The 26,987-nt window shown below is 66.0% G+C and carries 22 protein-coding genes and 1 pseudogene; 11 read left to right on the top strand and 12 right to left on the bottom strand.

Translation table 11 applies throughout. The features are described 5' to 3' along the window. Window positions 1-3: 3 nt before the first annotated feature. Window positions 4-741 (bottom strand): pyruvate formate-lyase-activating protein, encoded by a 738-nt coding sequence (gene pflA, locus ACODS4_RS14190; protein WP_488864672.1) that lies wholly within the window; start codon window positions 739-741, stop codon window positions 4-6. Window positions 742-744: 3 nt separating this feature from the next. Further along, the gene (pflB, locus tag ACODS4_RS14185) at window positions 745-3,030 is read right to left on the bottom strand and encodes a formate C-acetyltransferase (protein ID WP_488864670.1); all 2,286 of its coding nucleotides are present in this window, start codon (window positions 3,028-3,030) and stop codon (window positions 745-747) included. Between the two features lie 212 nt (window positions 3,031-3,242). On the opposite strand from pflB, the gene ACODS4_RS14180 reads away from it, so the two are divergent. Next, a complete protein-coding gene (locus ACODS4_RS14180; RefSeq protein ID WP_488864668.1) occupies window positions 3,243-4,550 on the top strand; it encodes a hypothetical protein in 1,308 nt (435 codons plus the stop codon). 11 nt (window positions 4,551-4,561) lie between these two features. Here the strand turns inward: ACODS4_RS14180 and ACODS4_RS14175 are convergent, their stop codons facing one another. The 7 genes and pseudogenes from ACODS4_RS14175 to ACODS4_RS14145 all read right to left on the bottom strand — a co-directional run bounded on the left by ACODS4_RS14175 (window position 4,562) and on the right by ACODS4_RS14145 (window position 12,909). Next, the gene (locus ACODS4_RS14175) at window positions 4,562-5,710 is read right to left on the bottom strand and encodes a trans-sulfuration enzyme family protein (RefSeq protein WP_488864666.1); all 1,149 of its coding nucleotides are present in this window, start codon (window positions 5,708-5,710) and stop codon (window positions 4,562-4,564) included. A 218-nt stretch (window positions 5,711-5,928) separates the two neighbouring features. Next, a pseudogene (locus ACODS4_RS14170) lies at window positions 5,929-6,083 on the bottom strand (methyl-accepting chemotaxis protein); the annotation flags it as partial. A gap of 52 nt (window positions 6,084-6,135) precedes the next feature. After that, window positions 6,136-7,560, bottom strand: coding sequence for a flavin-dependent monooxygenase QhpG (qhpG, locus tag ACODS4_RS14165; protein WP_488864664.1), 1,425 nt, complete (start codon window positions 7,558-7,560; stop codon window positions 6,136-6,138). 39 nt (window positions 7,561-7,599) lie between these two features. After that, complete coding sequence (locus ACODS4_RS14160; protein ID WP_488864662.1) at window positions 7,600-9,048, bottom strand: radical SAM protein; 1,449 nt, start codon at window positions 9,046-9,048, stop codon at window positions 7,600-7,602. After that, on the bottom strand, window positions 9,045-9,929 hold the full coding sequence (locus ACODS4_RS14155; protein WP_488864660.1) for a hypothetical protein: 885 nt from the start codon (window positions 9,927-9,929) through the stop codon (window positions 9,045-9,047). The genes ACODS4_RS14160 and ACODS4_RS14155 overlap by 4 nt, the downstream gene beginning before the upstream one ends. Then, window positions 9,929-11,365, bottom strand: a complete 1,437-nt coding sequence (locus tag ACODS4_RS14150; RefSeq protein ID WP_488864658.1) for a hypothetical protein — start codon at window positions 11,363-11,365, stop codon at window positions 9,929-9,931. The genes ACODS4_RS14155 and ACODS4_RS14150 overlap by 1 nt, the downstream gene beginning before the upstream one ends. Continuing rightward, window positions 11,362-12,909, bottom strand: a complete 1,548-nt coding sequence (locus tag ACODS4_RS14145; protein WP_488864656.1) for a ferritin-like domain-containing protein — start codon at window positions 12,907-12,909, stop codon at window positions 11,362-11,364. The genes ACODS4_RS14150 and ACODS4_RS14145 overlap by 4 nt, the downstream gene beginning before the upstream one ends. A gap of 224 nt (window positions 12,910-13,133) precedes the next feature. Between ACODS4_RS14145 and ACODS4_RS14140 the strand changes: the two genes are divergently transcribed. Then, window positions 13,134-13,547, top strand: a complete 414-nt coding sequence (locus tag ACODS4_RS14140; RefSeq protein WP_488864654.1) for a hypothetical protein — start codon at window positions 13,134-13,136, stop codon at window positions 13,545-13,547. Between the two features lie 59 nt (window positions 13,548-13,606). Here the strand turns inward: ACODS4_RS14140 and ACODS4_RS14135 are convergent, their stop codons facing one another. Genes ACODS4_RS14135 through ACODS4_RS14125 form a run of 3 tightly spaced genes read right to left on the bottom strand, consistent with a single transcriptional unit; the run spans window position 13,607 to window position 18,895 of the window. Next, entirely contained in the window at window positions 13,607-16,717 is a 3,111-nt protein-coding gene (locus ACODS4_RS14135) for an efflux RND transporter permease subunit (RefSeq protein WP_488864652.1), read from the bottom strand. 52 nt (window positions 16,718-16,769) lie between these two features. Beyond that, window positions 16,770-17,333 carry a hypothetical protein gene (locus tag ACODS4_RS14130; protein ID WP_488864650.1) on the bottom strand — a complete coding sequence of 188 codons (564 nt, stop codon included), beginning with the start codon at window positions 17,331-17,333 and terminating at the stop codon, window positions 16,770-16,772. Window positions 17,334-17,344: 11 nt separating this feature from the next. After that, the gene (locus ACODS4_RS14125) at window positions 17,345-18,895 is read right to left on the bottom strand and encodes an efflux RND transporter periplasmic adaptor subunit (RefSeq protein ID WP_488864648.1); all 1,551 of its coding nucleotides are present in this window, start codon (window positions 18,893-18,895) and stop codon (window positions 17,345-17,347) included. A gap of 496 nt (window positions 18,896-19,391) precedes the next feature. Between ACODS4_RS14125 and ACODS4_RS14120 the strand changes: the two genes are divergently transcribed. The 9 genes from ACODS4_RS14120 (at window position 19,392) to hpaH (ending at window position 26,986) form a co-directional block, all read left to right on the top strand. Beyond that, entirely contained in the window at window positions 19,392-20,156 is a 765-nt protein-coding gene (locus tag ACODS4_RS14120; protein ID WP_488864646.1) for a class II aldolase/adducin family protein, read from the top strand. Window positions 20,157-20,349: 193 nt separating this feature from the next. Beyond that, complete coding sequence (locus ACODS4_RS14115; protein WP_488864644.1) at window positions 20,350-21,381, top strand: TRAP transporter substrate-binding protein; 1,032 nt, start codon at window positions 20,350-20,352, stop codon at window positions 21,379-21,381. Window positions 21,382-21,406: 25 nt separating this feature from the next. Further along, on the top strand, window positions 21,407-21,967 hold the full coding sequence (locus ACODS4_RS14110; protein WP_488864642.1) for a TRAP transporter small permease: 561 nt from the start codon (window positions 21,407-21,409) through the stop codon (window positions 21,965-21,967). After that, window positions 21,964-23,295 carry a TRAP transporter large permease gene (locus tag ACODS4_RS14105; RefSeq protein WP_488864640.1) on the top strand — a complete coding sequence of 444 codons (1,332 nt, stop codon included), beginning with the start codon at window positions 21,964-21,966 and terminating at the stop codon, window positions 23,293-23,295. Before ACODS4_RS14110 ends, ACODS4_RS14105 begins: the two co-directional genes overlap by 4 nt. A 5-nt stretch (window positions 23,296-23,300) precedes the next feature. Continuing rightward, window positions 23,301-23,966 carry a fumarylacetoacetate hydrolase family protein gene (locus ACODS4_RS14100; protein ID WP_488864638.1) on the top strand — a complete coding sequence of 222 codons (666 nt, stop codon included), beginning with the start codon at window positions 23,301-23,303 and terminating at the stop codon, window positions 23,964-23,966. After that, the gene (locus tag ACODS4_RS14095; RefSeq protein WP_488864636.1) at window positions 23,963-24,709 is read left to right on the top strand and encodes a fumarylacetoacetate hydrolase family protein; all 747 of its coding nucleotides are present in this window, start codon (window positions 23,963-23,965) and stop codon (window positions 24,707-24,709) included. The genes ACODS4_RS14100 and ACODS4_RS14095 overlap by 4 nt, the downstream gene beginning before the upstream one ends. Window positions 24,710-24,756: 47 nt before the next feature. Further along, on the top strand, window positions 24,757-25,605 hold the full coding sequence (hpaD, locus tag ACODS4_RS14090; protein WP_488864634.1) for a 3,4-dihydroxyphenylacetate 2,3-dioxygenase: 849 nt from the start codon (window positions 24,757-24,759) through the stop codon (window positions 25,603-25,605). 177 nt (window positions 25,606-25,782) lie between these two features. Then, the gene (locus ACODS4_RS14085; protein ID WP_488864632.1) at window positions 25,783-26,169 is read left to right on the top strand and encodes a 5-carboxymethyl-2-hydroxymuconate Delta-isomerase; all 387 of its coding nucleotides are present in this window, start codon (window positions 25,783-25,785) and stop codon (window positions 26,167-26,169) included. Window positions 26,170-26,182: 13 nt separating this feature from the next. Next, window positions 26,183-26,986 (top strand): 2-oxo-hept-4-ene-1,7-dioate hydratase, encoded by an 804-nt coding sequence (hpaH, locus tag ACODS4_RS14080; RefSeq protein ID WP_488864630.1) that lies wholly within the window; start codon window positions 26,183-26,185, stop codon window positions 26,984-26,986. The last annotated feature ends 1 nt before the right edge of the window (window position 26,987 follow it).

Below are 26,987 nucleotides of genomic sequence, written 5' to 3'. Positions count from 1 at the left end.
CGGTCATGGCGCGCGCAGCCCGGCGTTTCGGAACAGACCGCGCGCCCGCTCGGTCTGTTCCGCCGTCGGCGGCTGGGTGGCGGAAAGCTGATAGGGCAGGGCGAGCGCCGCCCATTTCGCCTCGCCCATCTTGTGGAAGGGCAGCACGTCCACCCGCTCCACCACGCCCAGCCCGGCGGCGAAGTCGGCGAGCGCGGCGATCTCGCGCTCGTCGTCGGTCAGGCCGGGAACCAGCACATAGCGCAACCACACCGGCTTGCCCAATTCGGCCAACCGTTCGGCGAATTCCAGGGTCGGGCGCAGCGGCGCGCCGGTCAGGGCGCGGTAGGTCCGCTCGGTGAAGGCCTTGATGTCCAGCAGCACCAGATCGGTGTCGGCCAACAGGAAATCATCGGCGTGGTTGCCGAGATAACCTGACGTGTCGAGCGCGGTGTGCAGCCCCATCGCCTTGCAGCCGCGCAGGATCGCCGCGCAGAAATCCGGCTGAACCAACGGTTCGCCGCCGCTCAGCGTCACCCCGCCATGGCCGCGCGTGAGAAACCCGGCGGTGCTGGCGATGTCGGCCAGAACCTCGCCCGCCAGCGTCGGGGTTCCGTCGTGCATGTGGCGGGTGTCGGGGTTGTGGCAATAGAGGCAGCGCAGCGGACACCCGGCCAGAAACAGCACATAGCGCAGGCCGGGGCCGTCGAGCGTGCCGCAGCTTTCCACCGAATGGACCCAGCCCCGAACCGGCGCGCTCATGGCTCAATGACGGTCGTGGAAGGTGCGGGAAATCACGTCAAGCTGCTGCTCGCGCGTCAGCTTGATGAAGTTCACCGCGTAGCCCGACACCCGGATGGTCAGTTGCGGGTACAGCTCCGGGTGATCCATGGCGCGCAGCAGGGTGTCGCGGTCAAAGACGTTGACGTTGATGTGGTGGCCGCCTTGGGCGGCGTAGCCGTCGAGCATGCCGACCAGATTGCCGACCTGCTCCCCGTGCGTCGGCCCCAGCGCGCTGGGCACGATGGTGAAGGTGTAGCTGATTCCGTCCTGCGCGTGGGCGTAGGGCAGCTTGGCCACCGACGCCATGGACGCGATGGCCCCCTTGCGGTCGCGGCCATGCATGGGGTTGGCGCCGGGGGCGAAGGGTTCGCCCGCCTTGCGCCCGTCCGGCGTGTTGCCGGTCTTCTTGCCATAGACGACGTTGGAGGTGATGGTCAGCACCGATTGCGTCGGCACGGCGTCGCGGTAGGCCTTTTGTTTGCGCAGCAGACCCATGAAGGTTTCCACCGCCCAAACGGCGATGCCGTCCACGCGGGGGTCGTTGTTGCCGAAGGCCGGGTAGCTGCCCTCGATCCGGTAATCGACGGCGAGGCCGCGCTCGTCGCGGATGACATGGACGGTGGCGTGCTTGATCGCCGACAGGCTGTCGGCCACCACGCTCAGGCCCGCCACGCCGCAGGCCATGGTGCGGAAGACGTCGCGGTCGTGCAGCGCCATTTCCAACCGCTCATACATGTATTTGTCGTGCATGTAGTGGATGGCGTTCAGCGTGTTCATGTAGGCTTTCGCCAGCCATTCCATCATCGGCAGGAAACGCCCGACGACGGCGTCATAGTCCAGCACGTCGTCGGTGATCGGGGCGAAGGCCGGGCCGACCTGCTCGCCGGTGATCTCGTCGCGTCCGCCGTTGATGGCGTAGAGCAGGGTCTTGGCCAGATTGGCCCGCGCGCCGAAAAACTGCATCTGCTTGCCGACGCGCATGGCCGAGACGCAGCAGGCGATGGCGTAATCGTCGCCCCAATAGGCGCGCATCACATCGTCGTTCTCATACTGCAACGAGCAGGTCTTGATCGACGTTTCGGCGCAGAAACGTTTGAAGCCCTCGGGCAATCGTTCCGACCACAGAACGGTCAAATTCGGTTCCGGGGCGGGGCCGAGGTTGTGCAGCGTGTTCAGCATGCGGAAATTGCTTTTCGTCACCAGCGTCCGGCCATCCAGCGCCATGCCGCCCAGACATTCCGTGACCCAGGTCGGATCGCCGGAGAAAAGCTGGTCATATTCCGGCGTGCGCAGGAAGCGGACCATGCGCAGCTTGATGACGAACTGGTCGATCAACTCCTGCGCTTGCGACTCGTTGAGCGTCCCTTCGACCAGATCGCGGTTGATGTAGACGTCAAGGAAGCTGGACACCCGGCCCAGCGACATGGCGGCGCCGTTCGATTCCTTCACCGCCGCCAGATAGGCGAAATAGGTCCATTGCACCGCCTCGCGCCCGTCCGCTGCCGGGCGGGCGACGTCGAAGCCATAGGCGGCGGCCATCGTGACCAGTTCCTCCAACGCGCGGATTTGTTCGGTGATTTCCTCGCGCAGCCGCAGCGTGGATTCATCCATGCGGTCAAGCTCAAGGGAGGCGAACTGGTCGCGCTTGTCGGCGATCAGGCGGGTCGCGCCATAGAGGGCGAGGCGGCGGTAATCGCCGATGATCCGCCCGCGCCCGTAGGAATCGGGCAGGCCGGTGATGACGCCCGACTTGCGGCAGCGCAGCATCTCGTCGGTGTAGACGTCGAAAACGCCGTGGTTGTGGGTCTTGCGGATCTTGGGGAACACCGCGTCCAGCGCGGGCGACGCGGTGAAGCCATAGGCCTCCAACCCGCTTTTCACCAGCCGCCAGCCGCCGAACGGCATGATGGCGCGTTTCAGCGGCTTGTCGGTCTGCAAGCCGACGATCACCTCCAGCGCGCGGTCGATGTAGCCCGGCGCGTGCGCGGTGATGGTGGAGACGACGTCCGTGTCGGCGTCAAGCACGCCGCCCTTGGTCGCCCGTTCCTGCTTCAGCAGGTCGGCGACGGTCGCCCACAGGGCTTGGGTCCGTTCGGTGGGTCCGCTGAGAAAGCCGGAGTCGCCCTCATAGGGGGTGAGGTTGCGCAGGATGAAATCGCGGACGTCAACCGACCGCCGCCACGCATCCCCGGCGAAGCCCCGCCAGGGCGACGCCGGATGCGCCGCGTCCAGGGCCGAAACCGCCGATTCCGTCAACAGGCTGTCCATGATCGAAGCCCTTCCCAGCGATGGAGACGCAGTCCGCCACGCGCGCCGCGTTCATCGTCAGTATACGCCCGATCGCATCCGCCGGAGCAGAGCTTCCCGCCCCCCTGCCATGCGCCGCGCCTGTGTCATGGCGCCGCGCCGATTTGCCCGCTTGCGCGTTGATCGGCCCAAGCGGCAAAATTGTTCGGTTCGCCACGCAAGGAGGCGGAAACATGGTTGATCCTCTGGACGCCGCCGCCGCCGTCGGCGACACGGTTGGGGCGCATGGTCAGCGCCACGCGCTGCTGTCCCGCCTTGGCGCGTTGCGGGACAAGCCGGAACCCTTGGCCGCCCTGCTGGTCGATTTGCGCGACGTCGAGCATGGCGACGACCCGCGTTTCGCCCTGACGCTCGACCATTATCTGGAAAGCTGGCTGGGCGCCCGCCCGCATGAGCTGTTCCGGCTGCCCGGCCACCGCCTGCTGATCCTCGCCCCAGCGGACTCGGCGGCGCTGTTGGACAGCGGGGCGCGGACGTTGACGCACATGCTGCGCAGCCACGGCTTCGGCGTGCTGCGCTTCACCGCCTATGACGTGGCGACGCAGGCGGCGCGGCTCGCCGCCGACATCGTGCCGGGGGAGGCGCTGGACCGCGACGCGCTGCTGTCCGCCGCCGACCGGGCGCAAACCGCCGCGCTGGGCCGTTTGCTGGACGTCGAACGGGTGTTGCACGGGGCGGATTTGAACAGTCTGGTGCGGGAACTGCCGATCTGGTCCTTCGCCGATCCCGCCGCGCCGGTGGTGGTGACGACGGAGCTGGTGGTTTCGCTCGACGAATTGGAATCGCGGCTCGACCTGCCATTGCGCCGCGACGACTGGCTGCGGCACGAGGTGGCGGTTCGGCTCGACCAAGGGCTGCTGCGCCATTTGGCGCGCGACCGCGCCCAGGATCCGCGCCCCTTCGCCATCGACCTGCACGCCGGCACGGTGCTGGAGGCGCGCTTCGTCGATCTGCTGCGCCGGATTCCCGCCGAGGCCCGCCATCGCCTGACCGCCGAACTGGCTTGTTGGGAGGTCGGCCTGTCCGCCCCCCGCTTCGCCGCCGCCGCCGAACGGCTGGGCGATCTGGGCTTCGCCGTCGCGGTGGACCACGCGCCCGTGTCGGCGCTCGCCAGTTTGGATTTGGGGGGCGTTGACCCAGCCTATGTGAAAGCCTTGTGGCCGCGCCATGCCGCGCCGGACGTCGTCGCCCAACTGACCGCCGCCGTTCAGCGTTTTGGGGCCGATCGGCTGGTTCTGTGGCGTTGCGACGATCCGGCGGCGCTGGACGCCGGGCGAGCCGCTGGAGTCCAGCGCTATCAAGGCCCCGCCGCCGACGAGGCCGCCCGCGCCAGCGGCCTTGCGGCGACCAGCGGCGAGGGGGCTAACGGCGAGGAAGAGGCTGACGGCGGCGCGGACGAAACCGCCGCCGAACCGGCCCCCGCTGAAGAAACGACCGAGGCCAAGCCCGGCCTGTTCGGGCGCTTGTTTGGGCGCGGGTAGGGCGGGCGCGCTCAGCCCGCCCGGCGCAAGGCTTGATCCAAATCCTCGAACAGGTCGTCGGGCGACTCCAGCCCGACAGACAGGCGCAGCAGGTCGTCCGGAACGGGCGAGGTCGGTCCTTCGATGCTGGCGCGGTGCTCGATCAGGCTTTCCACCCCGCCCAGCGAGGTGGCGCGCCGCCAAATCCCAACTGTGGCGGCGGCGGCGATGGCGGCTTGCCGCCCGGCTTTGACCCGGATCGACAGCATGCCGCCGAAACCGCCGGTCATCTGGCGGGCGGCGACGCCGTGGCCGCGAAAGCCGGGCAGGCCGGGGTAGAGAACCTCCGACACCGCCGGGTGGGCGCTCAAGCGTTCGGCCAGGGATTGCGCCGCCGCGCTCTGCCAACGGACGCGGGCGAACAGGGTGCGCAGGCCGCGTTGCAGCAACCACGCCTCGAAACTGCCGAGAATGCCGCCCTGCTGGGTCTGCACCGCTTTGATCCGCGCCCATTGCTCGTCCATGCGCGCGGTGGTCAGGGTTCCGGCGATCACGTCGGAATGGCCGTTCAGATATTTGGTCGCCGAATGCATGACGATGTCGGCCCCCAGATCCAACGGGCGGCAATGGACCGGCGTCGCCACCGTGCTGTCCACCGCCAGCCAGGCCCCGGCCTCGTGCGCCAATTCGGCCAACGCCGTGATGTCGGTGATGGTCCACAGCGGGTTGGCCGGGGTTTCGATCCAGATCAAGCGGGTTTCGCCAGGGCGCAAGGAGGCGCGCACCGCGTCGGTGTCGCTGGTGTCCACCCCCTCCACCCGCAGGCCCCAGCGGGTCGCCGGGCCGTGCAGCCAGTTGCGCAGCGCCCAATACATCTCGTCGGGAACCAGCACATGATCGCCCGGATCCAGCGCCATGAACACCGCCGTCGCCGCCGCCATGCCCGAGGCGAAGAGCAGCGTGTCGGCGCCGTTTTCCAGCGCGCTCAGGGTCCGGGCGGGCGTGTCGAAGGTGGGGTTGTCAGCGCGCGCGTAGACCCGGCCCCGGCTGTAAGCGTTGTCCGGGTCGCGGATGTAGGTGGTCGAAGGGTGGATCGGCGGGATGATGGCGCCGCTGGCCGCGTCCTCATACCCCAACGCGCTTGCGGCGATGGTTTCCGGGCGGTGGGGGTGGTCGGGCATCGCGGGGGACTCCCAAAAGACAAACGAGTCAACCAGACTATCGGGAGATTCGCCGTTCGCGCAATATGATCCCACCCTGAATCTCGATTTTTAACTCATAATAAGTATTATGGAAATTTAATTTGAAGTGGGCTGACCGTGACGATGTTCGTGCTGACCGCCTGGGGGCCGGAGGCGGTCTCCTGCACGTTGCGGGAGATTTCGGCGGTCGCTCCTCGCATGGAGGAAATCTGGCTGGAGATGTCTTCCGTCGCCTTCGCGGTCTGGGTGGCGGGATTCTGGACCTCGTTGGCGACCACGCCAAACCCCTTGTGCCCGCTTCGCCCGTGCGGGCGGCCTCGATTGTGGCGTTCAGCGCCAACAGGTTGGTTTGGCATGATCCACGTTCGCAAACCCAAGCGTGGGCGCGCCGCTGTGTCGAAGCGTTACCCGGCGTCGCCCGCCCGAACGAGCACCCTGGACCCAACCATCCATCGGGTCATGGCCAGCGCGTGTGGTTGAGGCAACAGATCCTTCCATCCGTCCAACAGGTCCGACAGGCTGGCGTTTGGCTGAATCCGACGCAGCAGCGCGGCCATCTCGGTTCCGGCCATCCAAACAATTGGACGAGGCAAGGCTGGATGGGTCAAGGCCGTGCGGCGTTCAACAAAATCACCGGCAAGACAGGCGGTGTTCACCAAACGGGCGTCCGGGGACAGGATCCAGCGGTCTTGCGGATCCAGCGTCACCTCATCCGGTCCAATCGCCGGTTCCGGGATCGCTTCCGGGGGAGGCGCCGCCACTCCAGACCGCCGGATCCAGAAGTCGTGGCCCGCGCGAAAGCCGGGAGTGTCGCGGTACAACCCCTCGGCCCAACGCTGGTGGTCCCGCGCCGTCGCGTCCGTTTCGTCTTGAAAAAATTGCCGGGCGATCTCTCCGCTGTCCGGGCGGCCCAGCAGGGTGTTGACCACCACCGCCCCGGTCAGCGCCGTGCGGATGCCCTTCTGCACGCCGCTGGAGGACAGCGGGTCAAGCGCCAAAGCGGCGTCTCCAACCTTGATCCAATCGGGGCCAACCACGCGCTCCGCCCGATAGGCGCGGGCGTCGCTGGCGCGCGTTGGGGACGCCAAGGACGCGCCGTCCAGCGCGGAAAACAATGGGCTGGCGGCTCTCAACCGCCGGTAAAGAGGCTCCAGATCGCTCCGGTCAAGCAGCAGGGCCGGATCGGTGAACATCACGGCGGTGAAACGGCCATCGCCGCGCGGCATTCCCCAGGCCCAATGCTCAACGCCGCTGTCGACGCGCGGTTCGTCCAGCCCCTGCGCTCCGGTCCAATCGGCGTGCAGGGCCAGCGTCGGCGGTCCAAGATTCACCCGCTTTTCCCGCAGAAATCCGGCCCGCCCGCTGGCGTCGGCGAGAAAGCGGGCGGACACCGTGACCTCGCCGTCGGGACGGACAAGGCGCAAACGCCAGCCGCCTCCGGTCTGCGGATCGGCCCGGCGGAGAAAGGCGGGTTGGACCAGTTGCACCCCGCTCTGGACCGCGACGCTTCGCAAAGCGGCGTCAAAAGCCCCCCGGTCCACCAACAGCGCGGCGGCGCCGACATGGTCGCGCCGTTCGGGCGTTTCGGACGACCAGCGCACCCAGGACAGCGGGGATTCCCACGCGCCGCAGGCGGCGGGAACATCCTTCGCCCGCAGCAGATCCAGTTGGACCATCACGCCGGGCGACAGGGATTGCGGCAAGGCCCGGCCCCTCCCCCGCGCCCGCTCGATCAGCAGCACCCGCCGCCCCATCGCCGCCAGCCGAATGGCGAGCGCCGCGCCCGCCGGTCCGCCGCCGACCACGGCGACATCCACCCGCCGGGTCACGGTTTCACCGTCATGGCGTCATCCTTCCGCATGGCGCCGTCATTCGGCCAACCCCGCCCCGGCCAATCCCGTCTCTGGAAGCGGGGCGGAAACCGAATCGAACAGATCGGGGCAACGGTCGGACAAACGCAGATACGCGCCCAGGCAATAATGCAGCCAGCCGCGCACATAGTCGCAGGCCGGGCGACCGCCGCCGATCACCTCGTGATGACAACCGCCGCCGCACATGTAACGCGCCCAGCAGGTGTTGCAGGGGGATTGACGGTGGACATGCCGGTCGCTCAGCCATTGGGCTTGCCGGTCCCGGTCGATTCCCCCGTCCAGCGACCCCATCGCCCCGGCCTCGTCCCCGACAAAGCGGTGGCAGGCCGACAGATCCCCTTCCGCCGAGACGCCGAGATACCCGGCCCCGGCCCCGCAGGGGTAAGGCCGGTGGGTGCCCCGGTGAATCTCGCGCAGCGCGTTCAGCAGATTGGCGAAGGGATAGCGGCGACCGGCCAACGCGTGCGCCTCGAACGCCTGTCCGCAGGCGATCATCGCGCCCAGCATCGTCGCCAACGCTTCCGGCGTCATCTCGCCCTGGCCCGAGGAAGAGCGGAGAAGCGGCGAAAAGCCGACGGAGTGGAAGCCGTCGGCGATGAACCCATCCAGAATGCGGCGCAGCCCCTCGGGCGATCCGTCATTGGACGCCACGCTGTCCGGCGTCACCGTCACCCGCGCCGACACCTGCATTCGCCGTTGCTGATTCAGCAAAGGCCGAACGTTGCGCATGATGCGGTCGAAACTGCCCTGGCCGTTCTTGAACGGGCGTTGGCGGTCGTGATGCTCCGCCGGGCCGTCCAAACTGATGGTGACGGCGAAGCCGTGCTCCTCGAAGAAATCCCCATCGGCCTGGGTCACGAGCGTGCCGTTGGTGGTGATCGAATAGGCGACTTGGACGCCGCGCGCCGCCGCCAACGCCGCCGCGTGGCGGGTGGCCGCCGTGATGACCGCCCGGTTGGCCAGCGGCTCGCCGCCCATGAAGGCCAGATTGCAACGGCCCTGATCGGGAACGCCGGACAGCAGCATGTCCACAGCCGCCAGGGCGCGCTCCAACGGCATTTGCTGCGGCGCGCGGCCAAAGCCGCCCTGGCCCGCGTAGCAATAGCCGCAACCCAAATTGCAGGACTGCGACACCGCCAGAGACAGGGCGTGCAAGGGCGGTTCGGACAGCGGACGGTCGTCGATCTGCGGCGGAGCGTCCAGCCCCAGCGCGGCGAGCAGCGGTTCGACCGCGCCGGTGGCCATCGCTTCGGCCAGACGGCGGCTGACCTCCGCGTCGATCTGGAACAGGCGGCTGCCGTCCACTTGCAGCAGATGGTCCCGTCCCTCCACGCGCAAGCGGTGCAGTTGCGCCGCTTGCGGCGCCGACGCCGTCATGAAATGCCGCCCGATGGCGGCGGCGTCCGGCGGCGCGGCGGCGACCACCGCCCGCTGCGACCGGGTCATGGCTTGACGGGCGGGTTGGTCAGCGGGACGTCTTGCGGCGTCTTGCGGCTCGCGTCGTCTTGCCCCGGAGCGTCCTTGCCGCCAACCTGGAACATCAACAACCCCTCCCAATCCTGGAACAGGTCGTCGTAATTGATGAGGCGGGTGTCTTCATAGTCATCGACGACATAGTGCCCGGTGCGCGCGCGCTGCATCCAATTGTCGCCGCGCACCTGACCGCTGTCCGTCACCGTCACGTTGACGAAATCCGGGCGGCTGGACGCCCAGTAATAGCAGACGCATTCCCGGTAATCATTCTGCCAGGGCGAACACAGCCCCTGCGTCAACACGCCGTTCGGCACGGTGGCGCCGTCGATGACGGCCGTCTTCTCCTCGAAAAAGGAACGCACCGTCAAGCGGATCGTCGTCGTTTTGCCCGGATAGCCTTCGGCGGGGACCGGGTGGCGTTCGGGCGTGGCGGTGAACAGGCACTCCACCGATTGCCCACGGCTCTTTTGCAGGATGTCGGCGAAGCCGTTGGACCATTCCATCGTGACGACGGTCGCCCCGTTGTCGCTGTCCTGCAAGGTGGTTTCCGACGTCAGCGACGCGTCCGGTCCCTTGACCGGAACCATGACCGCCTTGCCGGCGACGCGCAGCAGGCGGCAACCGACCAGCGCCTCCAGCCCACGATCCGCCGAAAGAACGAGGTTGTCATATTCCAGCAGGGTGATTCCCTGCAACAACCCCCGCCATGCGGCGCGGAAATCCACCTCCAACCCCGGACAGGTGTTGCCGATGGTCGCATCCAAACCGGCGCTGGGCGGGTTGCCACGGGCGCGGTGATAAAGCTGGGCCGTCAGATTCTTGGGGTCCAGCAGGCGGGGCGTGTCTGCGGGCATCACGCGCTCTCCTTGGGCAGCTTCGCGGCCTTGCGGAAAATGTCGATTTGGCGGCGGGTCAGGGTCATGTAGCGGCCTTCCGCGCCACTCATCAGCGCCGGCATCTTGCGGCGGCCCACGTCGGTGAGGTCGCCCACCTCCTCCGGTCGGCGCAGAAGGCGGACGAACCAGACCGGAATTTGGGCTTTCATCGTCGCCAGCACCTGCTGGTGCAGCCGCGTGACGGCCAGCGTGTCGGCGTTTTCGGGCGCCATCGCGGGGGCCAGCGGACGCCCGAAATCCAGCGCGTCGTTGACCGGCATGTTGTCGGCCCGGTTGTAACGGCCACGGACCAGATTGTTGTTCAGAACCGGCACATTCATGAAACGCACGGTTTCAAAGGCGCGCCGCATGATTTCCTCGGCCCGCGCGCTGGTCACGGCGTCCGGCTCGTCGGCGGACACGGAGGGGCCGAGCAGCGCCTGTTCGAGGTCGTCCCCCAAAGTTCGGGCAAAGCCGGAATCCAGCACGAAGTTCGGCGGCGCGGAGCAGACGCGCGTCGAGGCCGACAGCACCTGACAGGAGGGCAGCGTCAGCCTGACCGTCACCGTTCCGTCGCACGCGTCATCCAGATAGCCCCGGCTGACCACCGGCCCGTTGTGCAACCAGACCGGCTGTTTGGGATCGATGGCGTAGAGGGTTGGTCCCATGGTTTCGGGAACCTTGACGCGACGATCAGGACCTTCTTCAGGCCAACTGTCGTCCGGGTTGCGCACCACATTTTCCCAACCGTACCAGCCCTGCCCCTTCGGTTTGCCGTAGATCTTGTTTTCCGTCGGGACCGAGGGATCCTTGACGCCCGCCGGTCCATAGACCGCGCCCTTGCCGGGGGTGAAGCGAAAGCGGATTTCCGGGAATTCCGGGGTTGGTCGGATGTAGCGGACCGATCCAAAACCGATTTTTCCACCGCTCACGAAATTATCCGCCCGCCCGTCCAGCGTCCGGCGGCTGTGATCGTTGAAGGGCGGCAGCGTGGCTGTGATGCGGTCCTTGGGATCGTTGGTGCGGCGCTCGACCTTGCGGTTTTCCACCGACACGGTCCAGCTCAGGTTGGCGGGCGTGACGCAAAGCTCCCGCAGCAGCGCCAGATCCAACGGGACCAACGCTCCGCCGACCTCGGCCCAGACCTCAAGAAAGGGAGCCACCGGACGGATGCGCCAGCGTTTGGCGACCGGATCATAATCCTTCAGCCGCAAGCCGCTGGGGCGGTAGCTGCGGCGGATGGCGCCGCTCTGCTCGTCAACCTCCAGCGTTTCTTCGCCCGCAAGCTTGCGGTAGCCGACCGGATCGGCGTCGTCGATCCAGGTCGAGTAATTGTCCAGCGGGATCGGCGACGATCCCAGACGGGCGAAGGCGATGGGCGGCAGGATGAGAATGCGCGAAACGGTCCGGGTCATGCCTGCCCCCTGGCGATGGTGAGGCGCGTGATTTGACGGTCAACCCACACGCGGGTGTCGCGGTCAATCGCCCGCACATGGTTCAGATACGCCATCTCTTCTGGACGACCCGGGAAATTCACCAGCCAGTCGGTCAGCTTCATCGACGTGTCCAGCAGATCGAGCAGGGCGCGCAGCCGATCCACGTCGGCTTGCGGCAACGCCAGATCATAGGGCATCTGGAAAGGAGGCCCGGCGCGTTTGGGATCGTTGGGGGCGGTCAGCGGCGAGCGCAGCAGGATCTGCGAAATGGCTTTCAGATTGTACATCTCGCCAAAGCACAGATGGGTCAGGGTTCCGCGCAAGCCCGGCTGCCCGGTGACGTCGGCTTGCCGTGGCGTTTCCAGCGAACAGGCCAAGGTGGTCAGCAGAATTCGATAGCGCAGATTGAACAGCTTGGCCCAGCGGCTGGATCGCGCGTCGGTGATCGGGGTCACGGGACTGCCGCCGCCCCGGCGCGGGTCGGCCGGGGCCTCGGTCGGCGTCAACGGCGCCTTGGACGCGATGACGATCGGCAGATTCAACGCGCGCCATTCTTCGTAAATGCGCAGGAACCGCTGGAAATGCGATTGCTGCGAGGGGATTTCCTCGTAGCTGGCGGCGTCGGTCGGCGTTTCCCGGCTTTCCCCCTGCTCCGCCACCGCCTTCAGCGCGGCGATGGCCTGATCGCGGGTGGACATCGGCTCAACGATGACTTGGGCCACGCCGTTTCCGGGCGGATCCACCTTGGAGCCGGGCGGAACCTTATGGGGCTGCGGGTGGTTGCGTCCCCATTCGCTGTGTGTGGCCTGTCGGAAGTAATTGTCTTCCAGAAACTCGCGGTCGAGCAACTCCTCGTGATCCTCCAGGATCGCCAGGATGCTGCGGAACAGCGCGCCGACCCGGTTGACCCCCAGACCGCGCAGCCCCGCCGCGTCCAGCTTCATGTGATCCCGCACGTCGATGACGACCTGGGCGCGGACCTTGCTGTCGGGAGACGCGCCGTCGGCGGGAATGAACAATTGGTCGTTGACCAAAAGCGCCTGGAGGTCCTTGACCCAATTCTCCGGCATTTCGGCGACGACGTAGGCGGCCAGCGACCCCCGGCTCAACGGCTCCAGCCGGAATTCAAACGGGTAGAACTGGCTGTCCCACGGGTAATTTTCCCGCGCCAGGCAGATCGGCGATCCCAGCAGCAGCAAGACGTTCTGCACCGAAATCAGGTGCCCCATCTCTTCCTTGGCGATGGCGAGAATTTCCGCCTGCCAGCGCTTGATCGCCGCCAATTGGGCGGGCGGCGCGGTTGACGGCAGGTCGATGGCGTCCAGCGAATAGGCGGCGTAGAGATATTGGACCATCAGCGCGTGTTCGATGGCCGCGCCGATGTGCAGCAATCGAATCAGCCGCTCTCGGGCCGACGTGATGGTCGGATCGCCGACCTGGACCATTTCCCGGCCGTTGGGGCCGATGATGATCGAAAACTGCCCGTTTTGGATGGTCAGTTCATCCACTGAAGGGTTTGGCACGAACGTCATCTCCCGCAAGGGGCGCGGCGCAAGCATGTGGGTGGCGTTTCTTGCGCGGCACAATCGTTTGGCTTGCGCACAATACACCGAATTCACGATGGCGTGATACTAAAAATCGTGATATCTCGTTTGAAATTCAATTATCCAGGCTCGATGATCGACAGACACACTCATTCGGCCTGATTCGTCGATGATTTACGTTCAATAACCGCATGGAGGCTCCAGTGCGCCGTCCGCTCTTCGCTCTTGGATTGCTGTTGCCCTTGCTGGCGCCGCTGAGCGCCCTGGCCCAAATGGTTCCTTGCGGTCAATACCGCATTTCCAACGAACTGATGACGACCGACAGTCTGACGGCGGCGCAGGCCCGCCAGAAGGTTCGGATCGTGCTGGAAATCAAAACCAGCCGTGGCTGGCTGGCGAATCTTCCGGTTGAGCTGAAATATGGTCAGGAGGCCGCTCAGGCCATCCAGTTTCCTCCGGACGCCTTGTGCCGAACCACCTACCGGATCAAGGCGGATGGGGCGCCGGAAGCCGAGCTTCAGGCCGATTTCTGCACCATCAAACGGATCCGCTTGCTGCCGGATCGGGTTGAGGCGGTCGCCGATCCCGATGGAAAATTCTGCCCCGCCGCATCCTGAAGCGGAGCTTCGCGTCCGCCCGCCCCTCTGGTGTTTCACCGCCAGAGGGGCGGGCGGCGTCAGAAGGTTTCCGACGCCAGCGTCGCGTCGGTGGCGAGAACCCGGCCCAGCTCCTTCTGACCAAAGCGCTCGAACAGCAGCGGCGTCGTGAAGGTGTCGAGCAGGGTGGAGCTGATAAGCCCGCCGAAGATGGCGATGGCCACCGGCTGAAGGATTTCGGTGCCCGCCCGATCCGACACCGCCATCAGCGGAATCAGCGCCAAGCCCGCCGCCAGGGCGGTCATCAGAACCGGCGTCAACCGTTCGGCGCAGCCGCGCAGGATCAAATCCCGGCCCATCGGCACGCCTTCGTGCAGATGCAGGTTGATGAAGTGGCTGACCTTCAACAGGCTGTTGCGCACGGCGACGCCCGTCACGGCGATGAAGCCGATCAAGGTGGCGAGGCTGAGATCCTGACCGCTGATCCACAGGGCGGCGACGCTGCCCGCCACCGCCAGCGGCACGTTGCCCATCACAATCAGGCACAGCCGCCACGAGCGGAAACGCTGGTGCAGAACCAGGAAAATCAGCGCGATCGACACCGGCGTCAGGATCGCCATCATCGTCCGCCCATTTTCGCCCTCGCGGAAGCTGCCCTCCAAACTGGTGCGGTAGCCGGTGGGAAGCGGGGTGTCGGCGATGACGTCGCGCATGGCCGCCACGATCTTCGCCGTGTCCGACCCGTCGGTGTTGGCCATGATGGCGATGCGCCGCACCGCGTCCTCGCGCAAAATCAGGCTTGGTCCCGGCGTGATCGCCACCGTGGCGAAGGAGGAGATCGCCACCGATCCCGACGGCGTGTCGATGCGCAGCAGGCCCAGCCGCTCCGGCGCGCGGTCCTCGTCGGCCAAGCGCATCACCACGTCAAAGCGTCGGCCATTGTCGATGATCTGCGACACCGTCCGCCCGTTTGAAAAGCTTTCCAGCGCCTGGGTGATCGCCGCCGGGGTGATGCCGAACAGATCGGCGCGCTCGTAATCGACCGTCACCCGCAGTTGCGGGGTGTATTGCTGCTGCTCGACCAACAGATCGACCAAGCCGGGAATCCGCGCGAAACGCGCCCGGAATTTTTCGGCCAGAGTCCGCAGCGTCGACAGATCGTTCCCGTAGACCTTCAAAATGATGGCGCCGCGCACCCCGTTGTCTTCGGACTGCATCCGTTCGGTCAGGAACTGCGTCACCGCCAGATCGGCGGAGAAGATCGACAGGCGGTTGCGGATGTCGGCCATCACCTCGTGACGGCTGCGCCCCTGGTCCAGCACGATCTTGATCGGCCATTCATTGTCGTTGACCGGATCGCCGTCGCCATCCTGTTCGTAGCGCCCGGCGCGGCGCGACAACGCGCGGACCTCCGGCACCTGCATGAGGATCTGCTCGGCCATATGGCCGATCCGGTAGGATTCGGCCAGCGAGGTTCCCGGACTGAGCAGCATCGTCACATAGACGTTGCCTTCGTTGAATTCCGGCAGGAAAGAGCGCGGCAGCAGCGGGACCGAGGCGGCGGCGGCCAGCACCACGGCGCCGACGCCCAGCAAAACGGGCCGCCCGTGATCGAGCACCCAACGCAACGCCCGCTCGTTCTCCCGCTTCAGCCAGCGGACGAAACGCCCGTCATGGGCGTGCTCCAGCGCGCGCATGCGGGGGAAGAGGTAGGAGGCGAGCACCGGCGTGACCGTGACCGACACCACCAGACTGGCGAAGATCGAGACGATGTAGGCCATCGCCAGCGGCCCGAACATCCGTCCCGGCTGGCCCGGCATGGCGAACAGTGGGATGAACACCAGCAGAATGATCGCGGTGGCGTAGACGATGCCCGACCGCACCTCTTGCGAAGCGCGCGCGATCACCGTCAAGGTTGGATCCGGCTGTGCTCTTTTTCGGTTCTTGCCCAGACGGCGCAGGATGTTTTCGACGTCCACCACCGAATCGTCGACCAACTCGCCGAGCGCGATGGCGATGCCGCCCAAGGTCATGGTGTTCAGGGTCGCGCCGATCAGGTGGAAGACGATGACGCTGACCACCAGCGAAATCGGAATCGCCAGCAGGGAAATCGCGGTGGACCGGACATTGGCCAGAAACAGCATCAGCACGACGGCGACGATGATGATCCCATCGCGCACCACCGTGCCGACATTGCCGATGGCTTCATGAATCATGTCCGCTTGGCTGTAGGACACTTGGCCCAAACGGATCCCGGCGGGCGCCGTCGTTTGCATGTCGGCCAGCAATTGGCGGATGGCGGCGTCTACCTGGACGGTGTTGGCCGACGGGTGCTTGACGATGGAGATGTTCACCGACGGCGCGCCGTTGAACGCCCCGTCGCCCCGTTTGACCCGAGGGGCGAAGCGCACCTCGCCGATTTGGCTGAGCAACACCGGCGTGCCGTCGCGGAAGGCGACGACCAGCTTGCGCATGTCCTCCAGCCGGGCGGATTTGCCGATGTTGCGGATCGGGTATTCCCGACCGGCGGCTTCGGCGAAGCCGCCGCTGCTGTTGGTGCCGAAGGCGGTCAACGCCTGCTCGATCTGTTGCAGAGAGATGGCGAGGTCGCTCATCGCCACGGGATTGGGCGTGAAGCGGAAGGTTTTGACCTCCCCGCCGATCAGAAAGGCTTGCGCCACCCCTTCGAGCGCGAGAAGGCGCGGGCGCAAGGTCCATTCGACATACTCGCGCAGCGCCATGGGATCGGCCCCGCCGGTCACGCCCATGTGCATGATGAGGCCGGTGGCCGCCGACATCGGCGCCAGTTGCGGCGACAACCCGGCGGGCAGCCGGTCGCGGACCTGGGCCAGCCGCTCCGTCACCAATTGGCGGTTTCGGTAAGGATCGGTTCCCCAGCCAAACACCACCATCACCCGCGAGAAAGCGGCGCTGGAGGTGCTGCGCACCCGCGTCACCCCGGCGGTCCCGCTCAAGGCCGCCTCGATGGGCTGGGTGACGAGCTGTTCGACCTCCTCCGCCGCCAGACTGCCGGATTCGGTGACGACGGTGACGGCGGGTTGCCGCAGTTCCGGCAGCAGGTCGATGGGCATGTCGCGGGCGACGAACAGGCCCCAACTGACCAGGATCAGCGCGGCGACCAGAACGAAGATGCGTTGCCGCAGGCTGAAGGCGACGACGGCCTGGAACATCGCAAGACCTCACGCGTGGAAAGGGCGGGGGAACCGAGGGGCGCTGCGGCGTTCAAGCCGCGTGGACGGGGGGCGTCGGGGGCGCGGCGCGGCGCTTCCGGCGGTTCCACCACCGCATGGCCAGAACGCCGCCGCCAGCTCCGAACAGCCCGGACAGCAGGGCGATCAGCAGGACGCGGCCAGGGCCGCTCCCCGTGGGTTTGGCGGCGTCGGCGTCCTCATACGTCAGGGTCGCCGTCTGCTCGCCGCCGCCATCGGCGGCTTTGAGCGACAGGGTGAAGACGTCCTGACTTTGACCGGAGCGCTTGAACGGGCCGATGAACAAGCCGGGCGCTTGTTCGGTCAGCGCCACCGGAGCGCGCTTGCCGTTGCGCAGGATGGTGAGCGTGGCCCCCTCCAACGGCTCGTTGCCGTCCACCCGGTCGACAAACGCGTAAAGCCGGTCGCCATTCACCACCAAAACGACGGTCACGTCGTTGATGTGAACCGTCACGCGGGGCGACCGGACTGGAGACGCCTCGTCGCCATCCGCCATGGCGGCGGCTGGGGCGAAAAACCCGCCAATCAGCAGCCACAGGAAGGCGGACCGAACCAAAGCCCGTTGAAAAGGACGCATCGCCGATCCCATCATTGCACCTGCGCCATCAGGCTGATTCCGCGAACGACGATCCGCGCGCCCTCCTTCACCCCATTCACGATCAACACGGTCTGCGCGTCGATGTCTTGGGTTTGAACCGCGTGCGACACGAAGGTTTCGGCGTCGGTCTGTTCCCAAACCTGCTGAAGCCCGTCCGCGCCGACGGAAATCGCCGCGCGCGGCGCCGACAACCCGCGTTGGGTGTGATGCTCCCCCCGCAGCAGGATGGCCGCCGGGCGACCAACCCGCAGCCCCTTGGGCGGGTTGTCGATGCGAAACAGCATCGGCGTTGATTGCTGGCGCACCGCCGGGCCGCTGCCGACATAGGTGACGTTCAGAGTCTGCCCTTCCGGCGTGCGGGCGGTGGCGGTCGTTCCCGTCGGGGTTTCCGACGCGATCATCGGATCGGGCACCGTGGCTTCGACCCACAGACGTTGCGGATTCACGATGTCGAACACCATTTCGCCCGGTTGGGCGACCCGCCCGGCGACCGCCGTGGTCGAGGCGATGACCCCGTCGATGGGCGAGCGCAGAAGCTCCTGCGTTTTGAGCATCGGCAGCAGCGCCGCGCGCTCTTGCCGCAGACCGTCGAGGCGGATCTCCATCTGAATGATCTTGCCCTCGCGGAAGGGCACAAAGCTGAATTGCTTCATCATTTCGATGCTTTCGGCGGTTTGCCGGATTTCGTGGGTCAGGCGGGCGACCTCGCGCCGGACTTGGCTGCGGTCCACCACCCCGACCACCGGCACGACATAGCCCAGCACCTGACCTTTGCGCACCGTGTCGCCCAGCACCGGCATGCCGGTTTCCGGCGGCTCGATCCGGCCCAGCAATCCGGCCTCGGCCTGCCCATGCGCCTGCGGGTCCGGCACGATCCGACCGTTCAGCTTGATGCCCGCGCGCACCTCTGTTTCGGCCAAACGCTGGGTCCGCACCTCGAACATGCGTTGCAGGCTTTTGGGCACGAAATAGGACCCGTCAGGGTTGCGGGCCGAGCGGTCATACAGAAGATTCGCCAGCAGACCGGGTTCGATGGGCTTGAGCGCTGTGGTTTCCGCCGGTTCGTCGGGCGATGAGGACGGCGACGGCGACGGCGATGGCGCGACGGGTGGTTGAGGCGGCGTCGGCGCGGCGGCGATTGAGGCCGGTGAAACGGGATCACCCTCTTTGGACGGATCCGCTATGGAATCAACAAACTCGCCGCGCTCCAGCGGCGTCGAGTTGATTCCAATCATGTAGGCGGTCTCATAAAGCGCCTGCCCCACGCCGGAATAGATCGACGCGGCCTTGTTCGCGACCGACCAAAAGACCCAAGAACCGCCCTGATAGACCGATTGGGCGGCGGCTTCCACAGTCTGGGTGGCCGTTCCCAGCGCGTTGGGCGGCGCTTCGGACGCTGGGGACGCGACGGCTGATGATGGCGCGCCCGCCAATGGGCTGGTTTCGCCCGCCGCCAGCGTTGTCAGCGGCGCGCCTGAAACCAACAGAAGAGCAAAGCCAAGACGCCGCGCCCCACGGATTGCGCCCTTGTGTTTCGGCATCGGTTTCATCATGGCCTGGAAGTTTCGGAAATCCGTCCCATGCCGACTTTGACCAGAAATTTTCCGACTAATCAATTGCCTAACCAGCAAGGCCGCGACCACATGGTTTTGGCGGTTGGTCCGGCGGCTGTTTTGCGGCCAAATCCGTCTCCCGATGACCATGGCGGCCCTGGCGGCCCCGGCGTTCCCGTGATTCCTCCGCTTGACTAATTAACATGTTAATGTTTAACTCGTTAACATCATAACGGACCAACGGGCGACCCTACCCCCGCCGCTGATCGCGGCGGGGGTAGGGAAAACGACCCGAAGCGGAGGAAACCTCATGACCCATGCGAAACGCGCGGCGGGATTGATCCGCCTTGTTTCAACGGTTTCCGGCGTTTTGGGACTCTCCATGTCCGGCGCATGATTGGCCTGGGGCGGCTTTTGTCGTCATCCGCCGCCGCTGCGCAAACTCCCGGCACGTCAATCTCCGATGCAGAGGATACCGATGGGAATGACCGATTCCGCCTTCACCCGCCCTGCCCGCTTCAGCCCCGAGGAGTGGGAGGCGCGCGTCCAACTGGCCGCCGCCTACCGGATTTTCGATCATCTGGGCTGGACCGAGCTGATTTACAACCACATCTCGTTGCGTGTGCCGGGGCCGGACGCGCATTTCCTCATCAATCCCTTCGGCCTGCACTACAGCGAGGTGTGCGCCTCGAATCTGGTCAAGGTGGACGTCAACGGCGCCATCATCGGGCATTCCGACTGGCCGATCAATCCGGCGGGCTTCACTTTTCATGGAGCCATCCACGCGACCATTCCCGACGCGCATTGCGTCATGCACGTTCACACCACGCCGACTCAGGCGGTTTGTTGTCTGAAAGACGGGTTGAGCTTCACCAACTTCTACGCCGCGCAACTGTATGGGAAGATCGCCTATCACGATTTTGAAGGCATCACCGTCCATCTTGAAGAAGGCGCGCGCATCCTGGACAGCGCGCAGGGCAAGCCGGTCCTGATGCTGCGCAATCACGGCCCCGTGACCATCGGGTTCAATTTACCGCAAGCTCTTTCCTTGATGTGGCTGTTCAATCGGGCTTGCGAGGTTCAACTTGCAACGCTGTCGATGGGCGAAGCCACGCCGATTCCGACGCCGGTTCTGGAAAAATGCGTGCGGGATTCGCTGAACTTCAATCCCAAATTCGGCGCGGGCCAAGACGCGTTCGCGGCCCTTCAGCGCATTGTCGATCGGGTTGATCCGACGTATCGGCGCTGAACGCAAACGGCGGGCGCGATTCCGCGTCCGCCTTTCTCCCAAAAGCGGATCCACGAGACTCGTCAAAAAAAGCGGGCAAGGGCGATCATCCGCTTGACTAATTAACATGTTAATGTTTAACATGTTAATATCAAAATCAAACAAGCAGGCGCCGTGCGGTTCGCCCCGAGTGTGTCTGCAAGGAGGAAACCTCATGACCCATGCGAAACGCGCGGTGGGACCGCTCGGTCTTTCCCTGGCGGCGCTGCTTGCGGCCAGCCCGGTCGCCGCTGAAACCGTCACCCTGAAAATCGCTCATTTCCTGCCGCCCAACGCCCCGGCGCAAAAGCAGGTGATCGAGCCGTGGTGCGCCAAGCTGGGGGCGGAATCCGGCGGCCAGATCAAATGCCAGATTTTTCCGGCGCTGCAATTGGGCGGCACGGCCGGGCAATTGGTTGATCTCGCCAAGAACGGCGTCGCGGACATCGTGTGGACGGCTCCGGGCTATTCCGCTGGCCGCTTCCCGATCATCGAGACGATGGAGCTGCCTTTCATCGTTCGCGACGCCAAATCCGGCAGCCGCGCCGTCTGGGATTTTTTTGAGCGCCACGCGGTCAAGGAGTTCGACGCCTACAAGGTGTTGGCGGTCTATTCCAACGGCGGCGACACCTTTCACACCGCCGCCAAGCGGATTGACGGCGTGGAGAGCATGAAGGGGTTGAAGATGCGCGCGCCGACCCGCATGAGTTCCAAGGCGTTGCTCGCCCTGGGGGCCACGCCGGTCAACATGCCTCCCGCCCAGGTGACGGAAGCGATCTCCAAGGGGGTTGTCGACGGCGCGATGTCCGCGTGGGAGGTCGTGACGCCGACCAAACTTCAGGAAGTCACCAAGTTCCACGCGGATCCGCCGAACGGTCAGCCTTACTACGCCGGCACGGTTCTGGCCTTGTTGATGAACAAGCCCCGCTACGCGGCTTTGCCCGCCGACGTCAAGGCGGTGATTGACCGAAACAGCGGCGCCCCTCTGGTCGACCTCTTTGGCGCCGTCTGGGATGACGTGATTGCGGCGACCAAGCTCCAGGTCACGAAGGAGGGTGGGATGGTCGTCACGCAAAACCAAGCGGATTACGACTCCATGCGCGCCGCCACCCGCGTGGTGGAGGAGGAATGGTTGAAGGAAATTGGCGCGCGCGGGGTGGACGGCGCGGCGCTGATCGCCGACGCCCGCGCGCTCGCCGCCCGCTGACCATCCGTAAGGGAGTGTCCCCATCATGCAGGAACCCATGGGGTTGCCCGCCGACCAACCGGCGGCGCGCGGAGTCGAGTGGTTGCTGTTGTCCAGCGCCAAGGGCTTCGCGTTGATCGGCGGGGGTGTGTTCATCGGCTTGATCGGCATGTCGCTGGTCTCGATCATTGGGCGCAAGCTGGCCAACGCGCCGATCACTGGCGACGTCGAACTGATGCAAGTCGGCACGGCGGTCGCGGCGGCGGCCTTTCTGCCGCTCTGCACCACGCTGGGCGAGCATTTGCGGGTCGATTTCTTCACGGAATTCGCCCCGGCGGCGGCGCGCCGTGTCCTGGACGCGGCGTCCGATCTGCTGCTGGGGCTGGTCGCCCTGCTGCTGGCCTGGCGCGCCGGGCTTCAGACGCTGGACATTCGCGAGGCGGCGGAGGTCACGCCGCTGTTGAGCATTCCGATCTGGCTGCCGATGGCGGGCATGATTCCCAGCTTGGCGTTGGTGGGTCTGTGCGCCCTGGCGCGCGGCTGGCGGGATTTGTCGGTGAAGGCGAACGCTGCGGTCGCTCCCCAGACGTCGGAGGCGCGGTCATGAGCGGCACGGCCATTGGGTTGATCGGCTTTGGCGGGTTGTTGGGGCTGTTGGCGCTGCGGGTTCACATCGGCGTGGCCATGTTCATCGCCGGGGCCGGGATCTATCTGACGATCAACGGCGGGCAGAGCGCGGCGCTGCTGTTCACCCTGAACAACCTGACCTTCGCCCGGCTGTCGAACTATGATTTGTCGGTGATCCCGCTGTTCCTGCTGATGGGCCAGTTCGCCACTCATGGCGGCCTGTCCAAGGCGCTGTTCAAGGCGGCGGGCGCGTTGATCGGCCATTGGCGCGGCGGTTTGGCGATGGCCTCCACGGCGGCCTGCGCGGCGTTCGGGGCGATCTGCGGATCGTCGCTGGCGACCGCCGCCACCATGGGACAGGTGGCGTTGCCGGAGTTGCAGCGCCACGGCTATTCCGGGCGGTTGGCGACCGGCACGCTCGCGGCCAGCGGCACCTTGGGGATCCTCATCCCGCCGTCGGTTCCGTTGGTCGTTTACGCGGTGCTGACGCAGGAATCCATCGGCAAGCTGTTCGTCGCCGCCGTGGTTCCAGGGATTCTCGCCGCGCTCGGCTATCTGGCGGTGATCGCGATCATCGTCCGGCGCGACCCCGCCGCCGGTCCGGCCAGCGCGCCGGTTCCCTGGGGCGAACGGCTGCGCGCGCAAATCAACGTGCTGCCGGTGGCGCTGGTCTTTCTGGTGGTGATCGTCGGCATCTACGACGGTTGGGCCAACCCGACCGAAGCCGCCTCCATCGGCGCGGCGGCCTGTGGGATCATCGCCATCCTGTCGGGCGGCATGCGCTGGCGCCAACTGGTCGCCAGCGTGTACGGCGCAGCGCAGGCCACCGCGATGATCTTCCTGGTGTTGATCGGGGCCGATCTGTTGAATTCGGCGTTGGCGGTGTCGCAAATGCCGGTGGAGCTGGCCGCCTGGGTGCGCGACAGCGGGATGCCGCCGCTGCTGGTGCTGTTCACCATCATCGGCGTCTACATCCTGCTGGGCTGCGTCATGGATTCGCTGGCCATGATCCTGCTGACCATCCCGATCTTCTACCCGATGGTGATGGGGCTGGAGTTCTTCGGCCTGTCGGTCGCCGACAAATCGGTGTGGTTCGGCATCCTCGCTTTGATGGTTGTGGAAATCGGGCTGGTCCATCCGCCGGTCGGCATGAATCTGTACGTCATCAACCGGCTGGCCCGGGGTGTGCCGATGCGGGAAACGGCGCTGGGCGTCCTGCCCTTCCTGGCGTCGGACCTGCTGCGCATCCTGCTTCTGGTCTTTTGCCCGGGCGTGTGCCTGTGGCTCGTCCGCGTCATCGGAGGTTGAAACTCATGAGTTCGCAACATGTCGCCTTGGATGGGTCGGGCATGGTCTATGGCGTGATCCTGAACGATCATCCATCGCTGGAACGGTTGGGGGCGGCGCTGACGGCCCCGCCCTACGCCGCCCCGCCCAAGGCCCCCATCCTCTACATCAAGCCCTGCAACACCCACGCGGCGACCGGCGCGACCGTCCGCATCCCGCGCGGGGCGGATCGGCTGGAGCTGGGCGCGACGCTGGGCCTGGTTCTGGGCCGCGACGCGACCCAACTGGCGGAGGCGACGGCGTTGAACGCCGTCGCCGGTCTGCGCCCGGTGCTGGACGTCAGCCTGCCCAATCCGGTGGTTTATCGCCCGCCGGTGCGCGAGCGCTGTTTTGACGGTTCCTGCCCGATGGGGCCGGTGGTTCCCTATGAGGGCGTTGCTGATCTGGACCGGCTGACCCTGCGCACGGTGGTCAACGGCGTGGTCGTCGCCGAACGCGGCCTGTCCGATCTGGTCCGTCCGGCGGCGCGGTTGCTGGCCGACGTCACCGATTTCATGACCTTGCGGGCGGGCGACACGCTGACGCTGGGCATCGCGTTGAACGGGCCGCAGGCCGGGCCGGGCGACCGCGTCGCGCTGGAGATTGACGGCTTCGACCGTCTGGAGATCACCATCGAGGGAGCCGCGCCATGAAGCACGCCCGCGTCCGCTATGAGGGCGTCGTCCACGCGGCGACCGCCGACGGCGATGGTTTGCGTTTGCAGGATGGCCGCCATATCGCCGCCGACGCGGTGGAGGAATGGCTGCCGCCGGTCGCGCCGCGCACGATCTTCGCGCTGGGCCTGAACTACGCCGACCACGCGAAGGAGTTGGCCTTCAAGCCGCCGGAAACGCCGCTGGTTTTTTTGAAGGGGCCGAACACCATCACCGGCCACCAATCCCGCACCCGCCGCCCCGCCGGCGTCGCTTTCATGCATTACGAATGCGAGTTGGCGGTGGTCATCGGCCAGACCGCCCGCGACGTCCCGCGCGAGCGCGCGTATGAGGTGGTGGCCGGTTACAGCGTGGCCAACGATTACGCCATCCGTGACTATCTGGAAAATTACTACCGCCCGAATCTGCGGGTGAAGAACCGCGACGGCTGCACGCCGCTCGGCCCCTGGCTGGTGGACGCCGCCGACATTCCCAACCCGATGGATCTGCGCCTGCGCACCCTGGTCAACGGGGTGGAGACGCAAAGCGGCGGCACGCGCGACATGATCTTCGACGTGCCGCACTTGATCGCCTATCTGTCGTCGATCATGACCCTGTCGCCCGGCGACGTCATCCTGACCGGCACGCCGGACGGGCTGGCGGACGTCAAGCCCGGCGACGTCGTCACCACGGAGATCGAAGGCGTCGGCAGCCTTGTGAATCACATCGTCGGCGACCGTTGAAGCCGCCCATCCAAAAACCAACGCCTAAAAACCACAGGAGGAACGCCATGGGCAAACTCGCGCTCGCCGCCAAGATCACGCATGTCCCGTCCATGTATCTGTCGGAGCTGGACGGCCCGCACAAGGGCTGCCGCGACGCCGCCATCGCCGGTCACAAGGAGATCGGTCGCCGCTGCCGCGATCTGGGGGTGGACACCATCGTGGTGTTCGACACCCATTGGCTGGTCAATTCCGGCTTCCACGTCAATTGCGCCCCCGCTTTCGAGGGCGTCTACACCAGCAACGAGCTGCCGCACTTCATCAAGAATCTGCCCTACGCCTATCCCGGCAACCCGGCGCTGGGCCAGCTTCTGGCCGACGCGGCGACCGCCGCCGGGGTGCGCACCCGCGCCCATTCCGACACGAGTTTGACGCTGGAATACGGCACGCTGGTGCCGATGCGCTACATGAACGAAGACCAGCGTTTCAAGGTCGTGTCGGTGTCGGCGCTCTGCACCGTGCATGATCTGAAGGACAGCGCCACGCTGGGCCGCGCCGTGCGCACGGCGATCGAGGAGGAGTATGACGGCACGGTGGCGATCTTCGCCAGCGGGTCGCTGTCGCACCGCTTCGCCCAGAACGGCGTGTCGGAGGAGTATCTCCACAAGATGTGGGATCCGTTCCTGGAGCAGGTCGATTTGCGCGTCGTCGATCTGTGGAAACAGGGCGATTGGGCGACCTTCACCGCCATGCTGCCGATGTACGCCGAAAAATGTTGGGGCGAAGGCAACATGCACGACACCGCCATGCTGTTCGGCGCGCTGGGCTGGGACCAATATCAGGGAACGGTGGACATCGTGACGCCCTATTTCCCGTCGTCGGGCACCGGGCAGATCAACGCGGTGTTTTCGGTCTGAGGGCGTCGGGGGCGCACCCCCCTCCCTAACCCTCCCCCGCTTGTCAGCGGGAGAGGGAACTCCGCCGCTCGCAAACAAGCGTTCCGACTCCCTCTCCCGCAACGCGGGGGAGGGTTGGGGAGGGGGCAATCGCGCCCTGAACCCCGACTCTTCCCCAACGAAAAGGCGCGCCCCGCGATGCCCCATCTCATCGTCGAACACACCGACAATCTGGCCGAGGAGGCCGCCATCCCGGATCTGTTGCGCAAGGCCAACGCCGTGCTGATCGCGCAGAACGGGGTGTTTCCCATCGGCGGCATCCGGTCGCGCGCCATTCGTCTGACCGACTATTGCGTCGCCGACGGCGCGGCGGACGACGCCTTCGTCCATCTGACGCTGAAGATCGGGGCCGGGCGCACGGCGGAACAGAAACAGGCGGCGGGCGACGCCCTGTTCGCCATGGTGACGGAGCATTTCGCCGCGCTGTTCGCCCGTCGCTTCCTGGCCCTGTCGCTGGAAATCCAGGAGTTCAGCGAGGCTGGAACCTGGAAGCAGAACAACATCCATTCCCGCTACAAGAAGTAAGGACGCGCATCCGATGCTGAGCCAAGACGCCATCCAGGCCGCCGCCGCCCGTCTGCACCAAGCCGAACAGACCCGCGCGCCGACCCGCCAGATCTCGTTGGACCATCCCGAGATCACCATTGAGGACGCCTACGCCATCCAACGCTGTTGGGTCGCCGCCAAAATCGCCGAGGGGCGCAAACTGGTCGGGCACAAGATCGGCCTGACCTCGCGCGCCATGCAGCAATCCTCGCAAATCACGGAGCCGGATTACGGCGCGCTGCTCGACGACATGATCTTCGCCGACGGCGGCGACATCCCGCTCGACCGTTTCATCGCGCCGATGGTCGAGGTCGAGTTGGCCTTCATCCTGAAAAGCCGGTTGGAGGGGCCGAACGTCACCCTGTTTGACGTGCTGACGGCGACCGATTACGTGATTCCGGCGGTGGAGATCATCGACGCCCGTTGCCACCGCGTTGACCCGGAGTCCAAGCGCCCGCGCAAGGTCATGGACACGATTTCCGACAACGCGGCCAACGCCGGAATCATCATGGGCGGACGGCCCATGCGCCCGCTCGACAGCGATCTGCGTTGGGCCGCCGCGCTGCTCCACCGCAACGGCGTGATCGAGGAAACCGGCGTGGCGGCGGGGGTGCTGAACCACCCGGCCAACGGCGTTTCCTGGCTCGCCCGCAAATACGCCCCCCATGGCGTGGCGTTGGAGCCGGGGCAAATCGTGCTGGCCGGATCCTTCACCCGTCCCGTTCCGGCGCGGTCCGGCGACACCTTTCATTGCGATTATGGCCCCTTCGGGTCCATCGCCTTCCGCTTTGTCTGAG

The organism is Azospirillum sp. FG154 (genome assembly GCF_057809575.1).
Note: the sequence above shows the minus strand (reverse complement) of the source record. Positions and strands in the feature narration are given on the sequence as shown.

Excerpts from the sequence above, each read along its gene's own strand:
- pflA (WP_488864672.1), bottom strand. The coding sequence starts at position 741 with ATGAGCGCGCCGGTTCGGGGCTGGGTCCATTCGGTGGAAAGCTGCGGC.
- pflB (WP_488864670.1), bottom strand. The coding sequence starts at position 3,030 with ATGGACAGCCTGTTGACGGAATCGGCGGTTTCGGCCCTGGACGCGGCG.
- ACODS4_RS14180 (WP_488864668.1), top strand. The coding sequence starts at position 3,243 with ATGGTTGATCCTCTGGACGCCGCCGCCGCCGTCGGCGACACGGTTGGG.
- ACODS4_RS14175 (WP_488864666.1), bottom strand. The coding sequence starts at position 5,710 with ATGCCCGACCACCCCCACCGCCCGGAAACCATCGCCGCAAGCGCGTTG.
- ACODS4_RS14160 (WP_488864662.1), bottom strand. The coding sequence starts at position 9,048 with ATGACCCGGTCGCAGCGGGCGGTGGTCGCCGCCGCGCCGCCGGACGCC.
- ACODS4_RS14155 (WP_488864660.1), bottom strand. The coding sequence starts at position 9,929 with ATGCCCGCAGACACGCCCCGCCTGCTGGACCCCAAGAATCTGACGGCC.
- ACODS4_RS14150 (WP_488864658.1), bottom strand. The coding sequence starts at position 11,365 with ATGACCCGGACCGTTTCGCGCATTCTCATCCTGCCGCCCATCGCCTTC.
- ACODS4_RS14135 (WP_488864652.1), bottom strand. The coding sequence starts at position 16,717 with ATGTTCCAGGCCGTCGTCGCCTTCAGCCTGCGGCAACGCATCTTCGTT.
- ACODS4_RS14130 (WP_488864650.1), bottom strand. The coding sequence starts at position 17,333 with ATGCGTCCTTTTCAACGGGCTTTGGTTCGGTCCGCCTTCCTGTGGCTG.
- ACODS4_RS14125 (WP_488864648.1), bottom strand. The coding sequence starts at position 18,895 with ATGCCGAAACACAAGGGCGCAATCCGTGGGGCGCGGCGTCTTGGCTTT.
- ACODS4_RS14120 (WP_488864646.1), top strand. The coding sequence starts at position 19,392 with ATGACCGATTCCGCCTTCACCCGCCCTGCCCGCTTCAGCCCCGAGGAG.
- ACODS4_RS14115 (WP_488864644.1), top strand. The coding sequence starts at position 20,350 with ATGACCCATGCGAAACGCGCGGTGGGACCGCTCGGTCTTTCCCTGGCG.
- ACODS4_RS14110 (WP_488864642.1), top strand. The coding sequence starts at position 21,407 with ATGCAGGAACCCATGGGGTTGCCCGCCGACCAACCGGCGGCGCGCGGA.
- ACODS4_RS14105 (WP_488864640.1), top strand. The coding sequence starts at position 21,964 with ATGAGCGGCACGGCCATTGGGTTGATCGGCTTTGGCGGGTTGTTGGGG.
- ACODS4_RS14100 (WP_488864638.1), top strand. The coding sequence starts at position 23,301 with ATGAGTTCGCAACATGTCGCCTTGGATGGGTCGGGCATGGTCTATGGC.
- ACODS4_RS14095 (WP_488864636.1), top strand. The coding sequence starts at position 23,963 with ATGAAGCACGCCCGCGTCCGCTATGAGGGCGTCGTCCACGCGGCGACC.
- hpaD (WP_488864634.1), top strand. The coding sequence starts at position 24,757 with ATGGGCAAACTCGCGCTCGCCGCCAAGATCACGCATGTCCCGTCCATG.
- ACODS4_RS14085 (WP_488864632.1), top strand. The coding sequence starts at position 25,783 with ATGCCCCATCTCATCGTCGAACACACCGACAATCTGGCCGAGGAGGCC.
- hpaH (WP_488864630.1), top strand. The coding sequence starts at position 26,183 with ATGCTGAGCCAAGACGCCATCCAGGCCGCCGCCGCCCGTCTGCACCAA.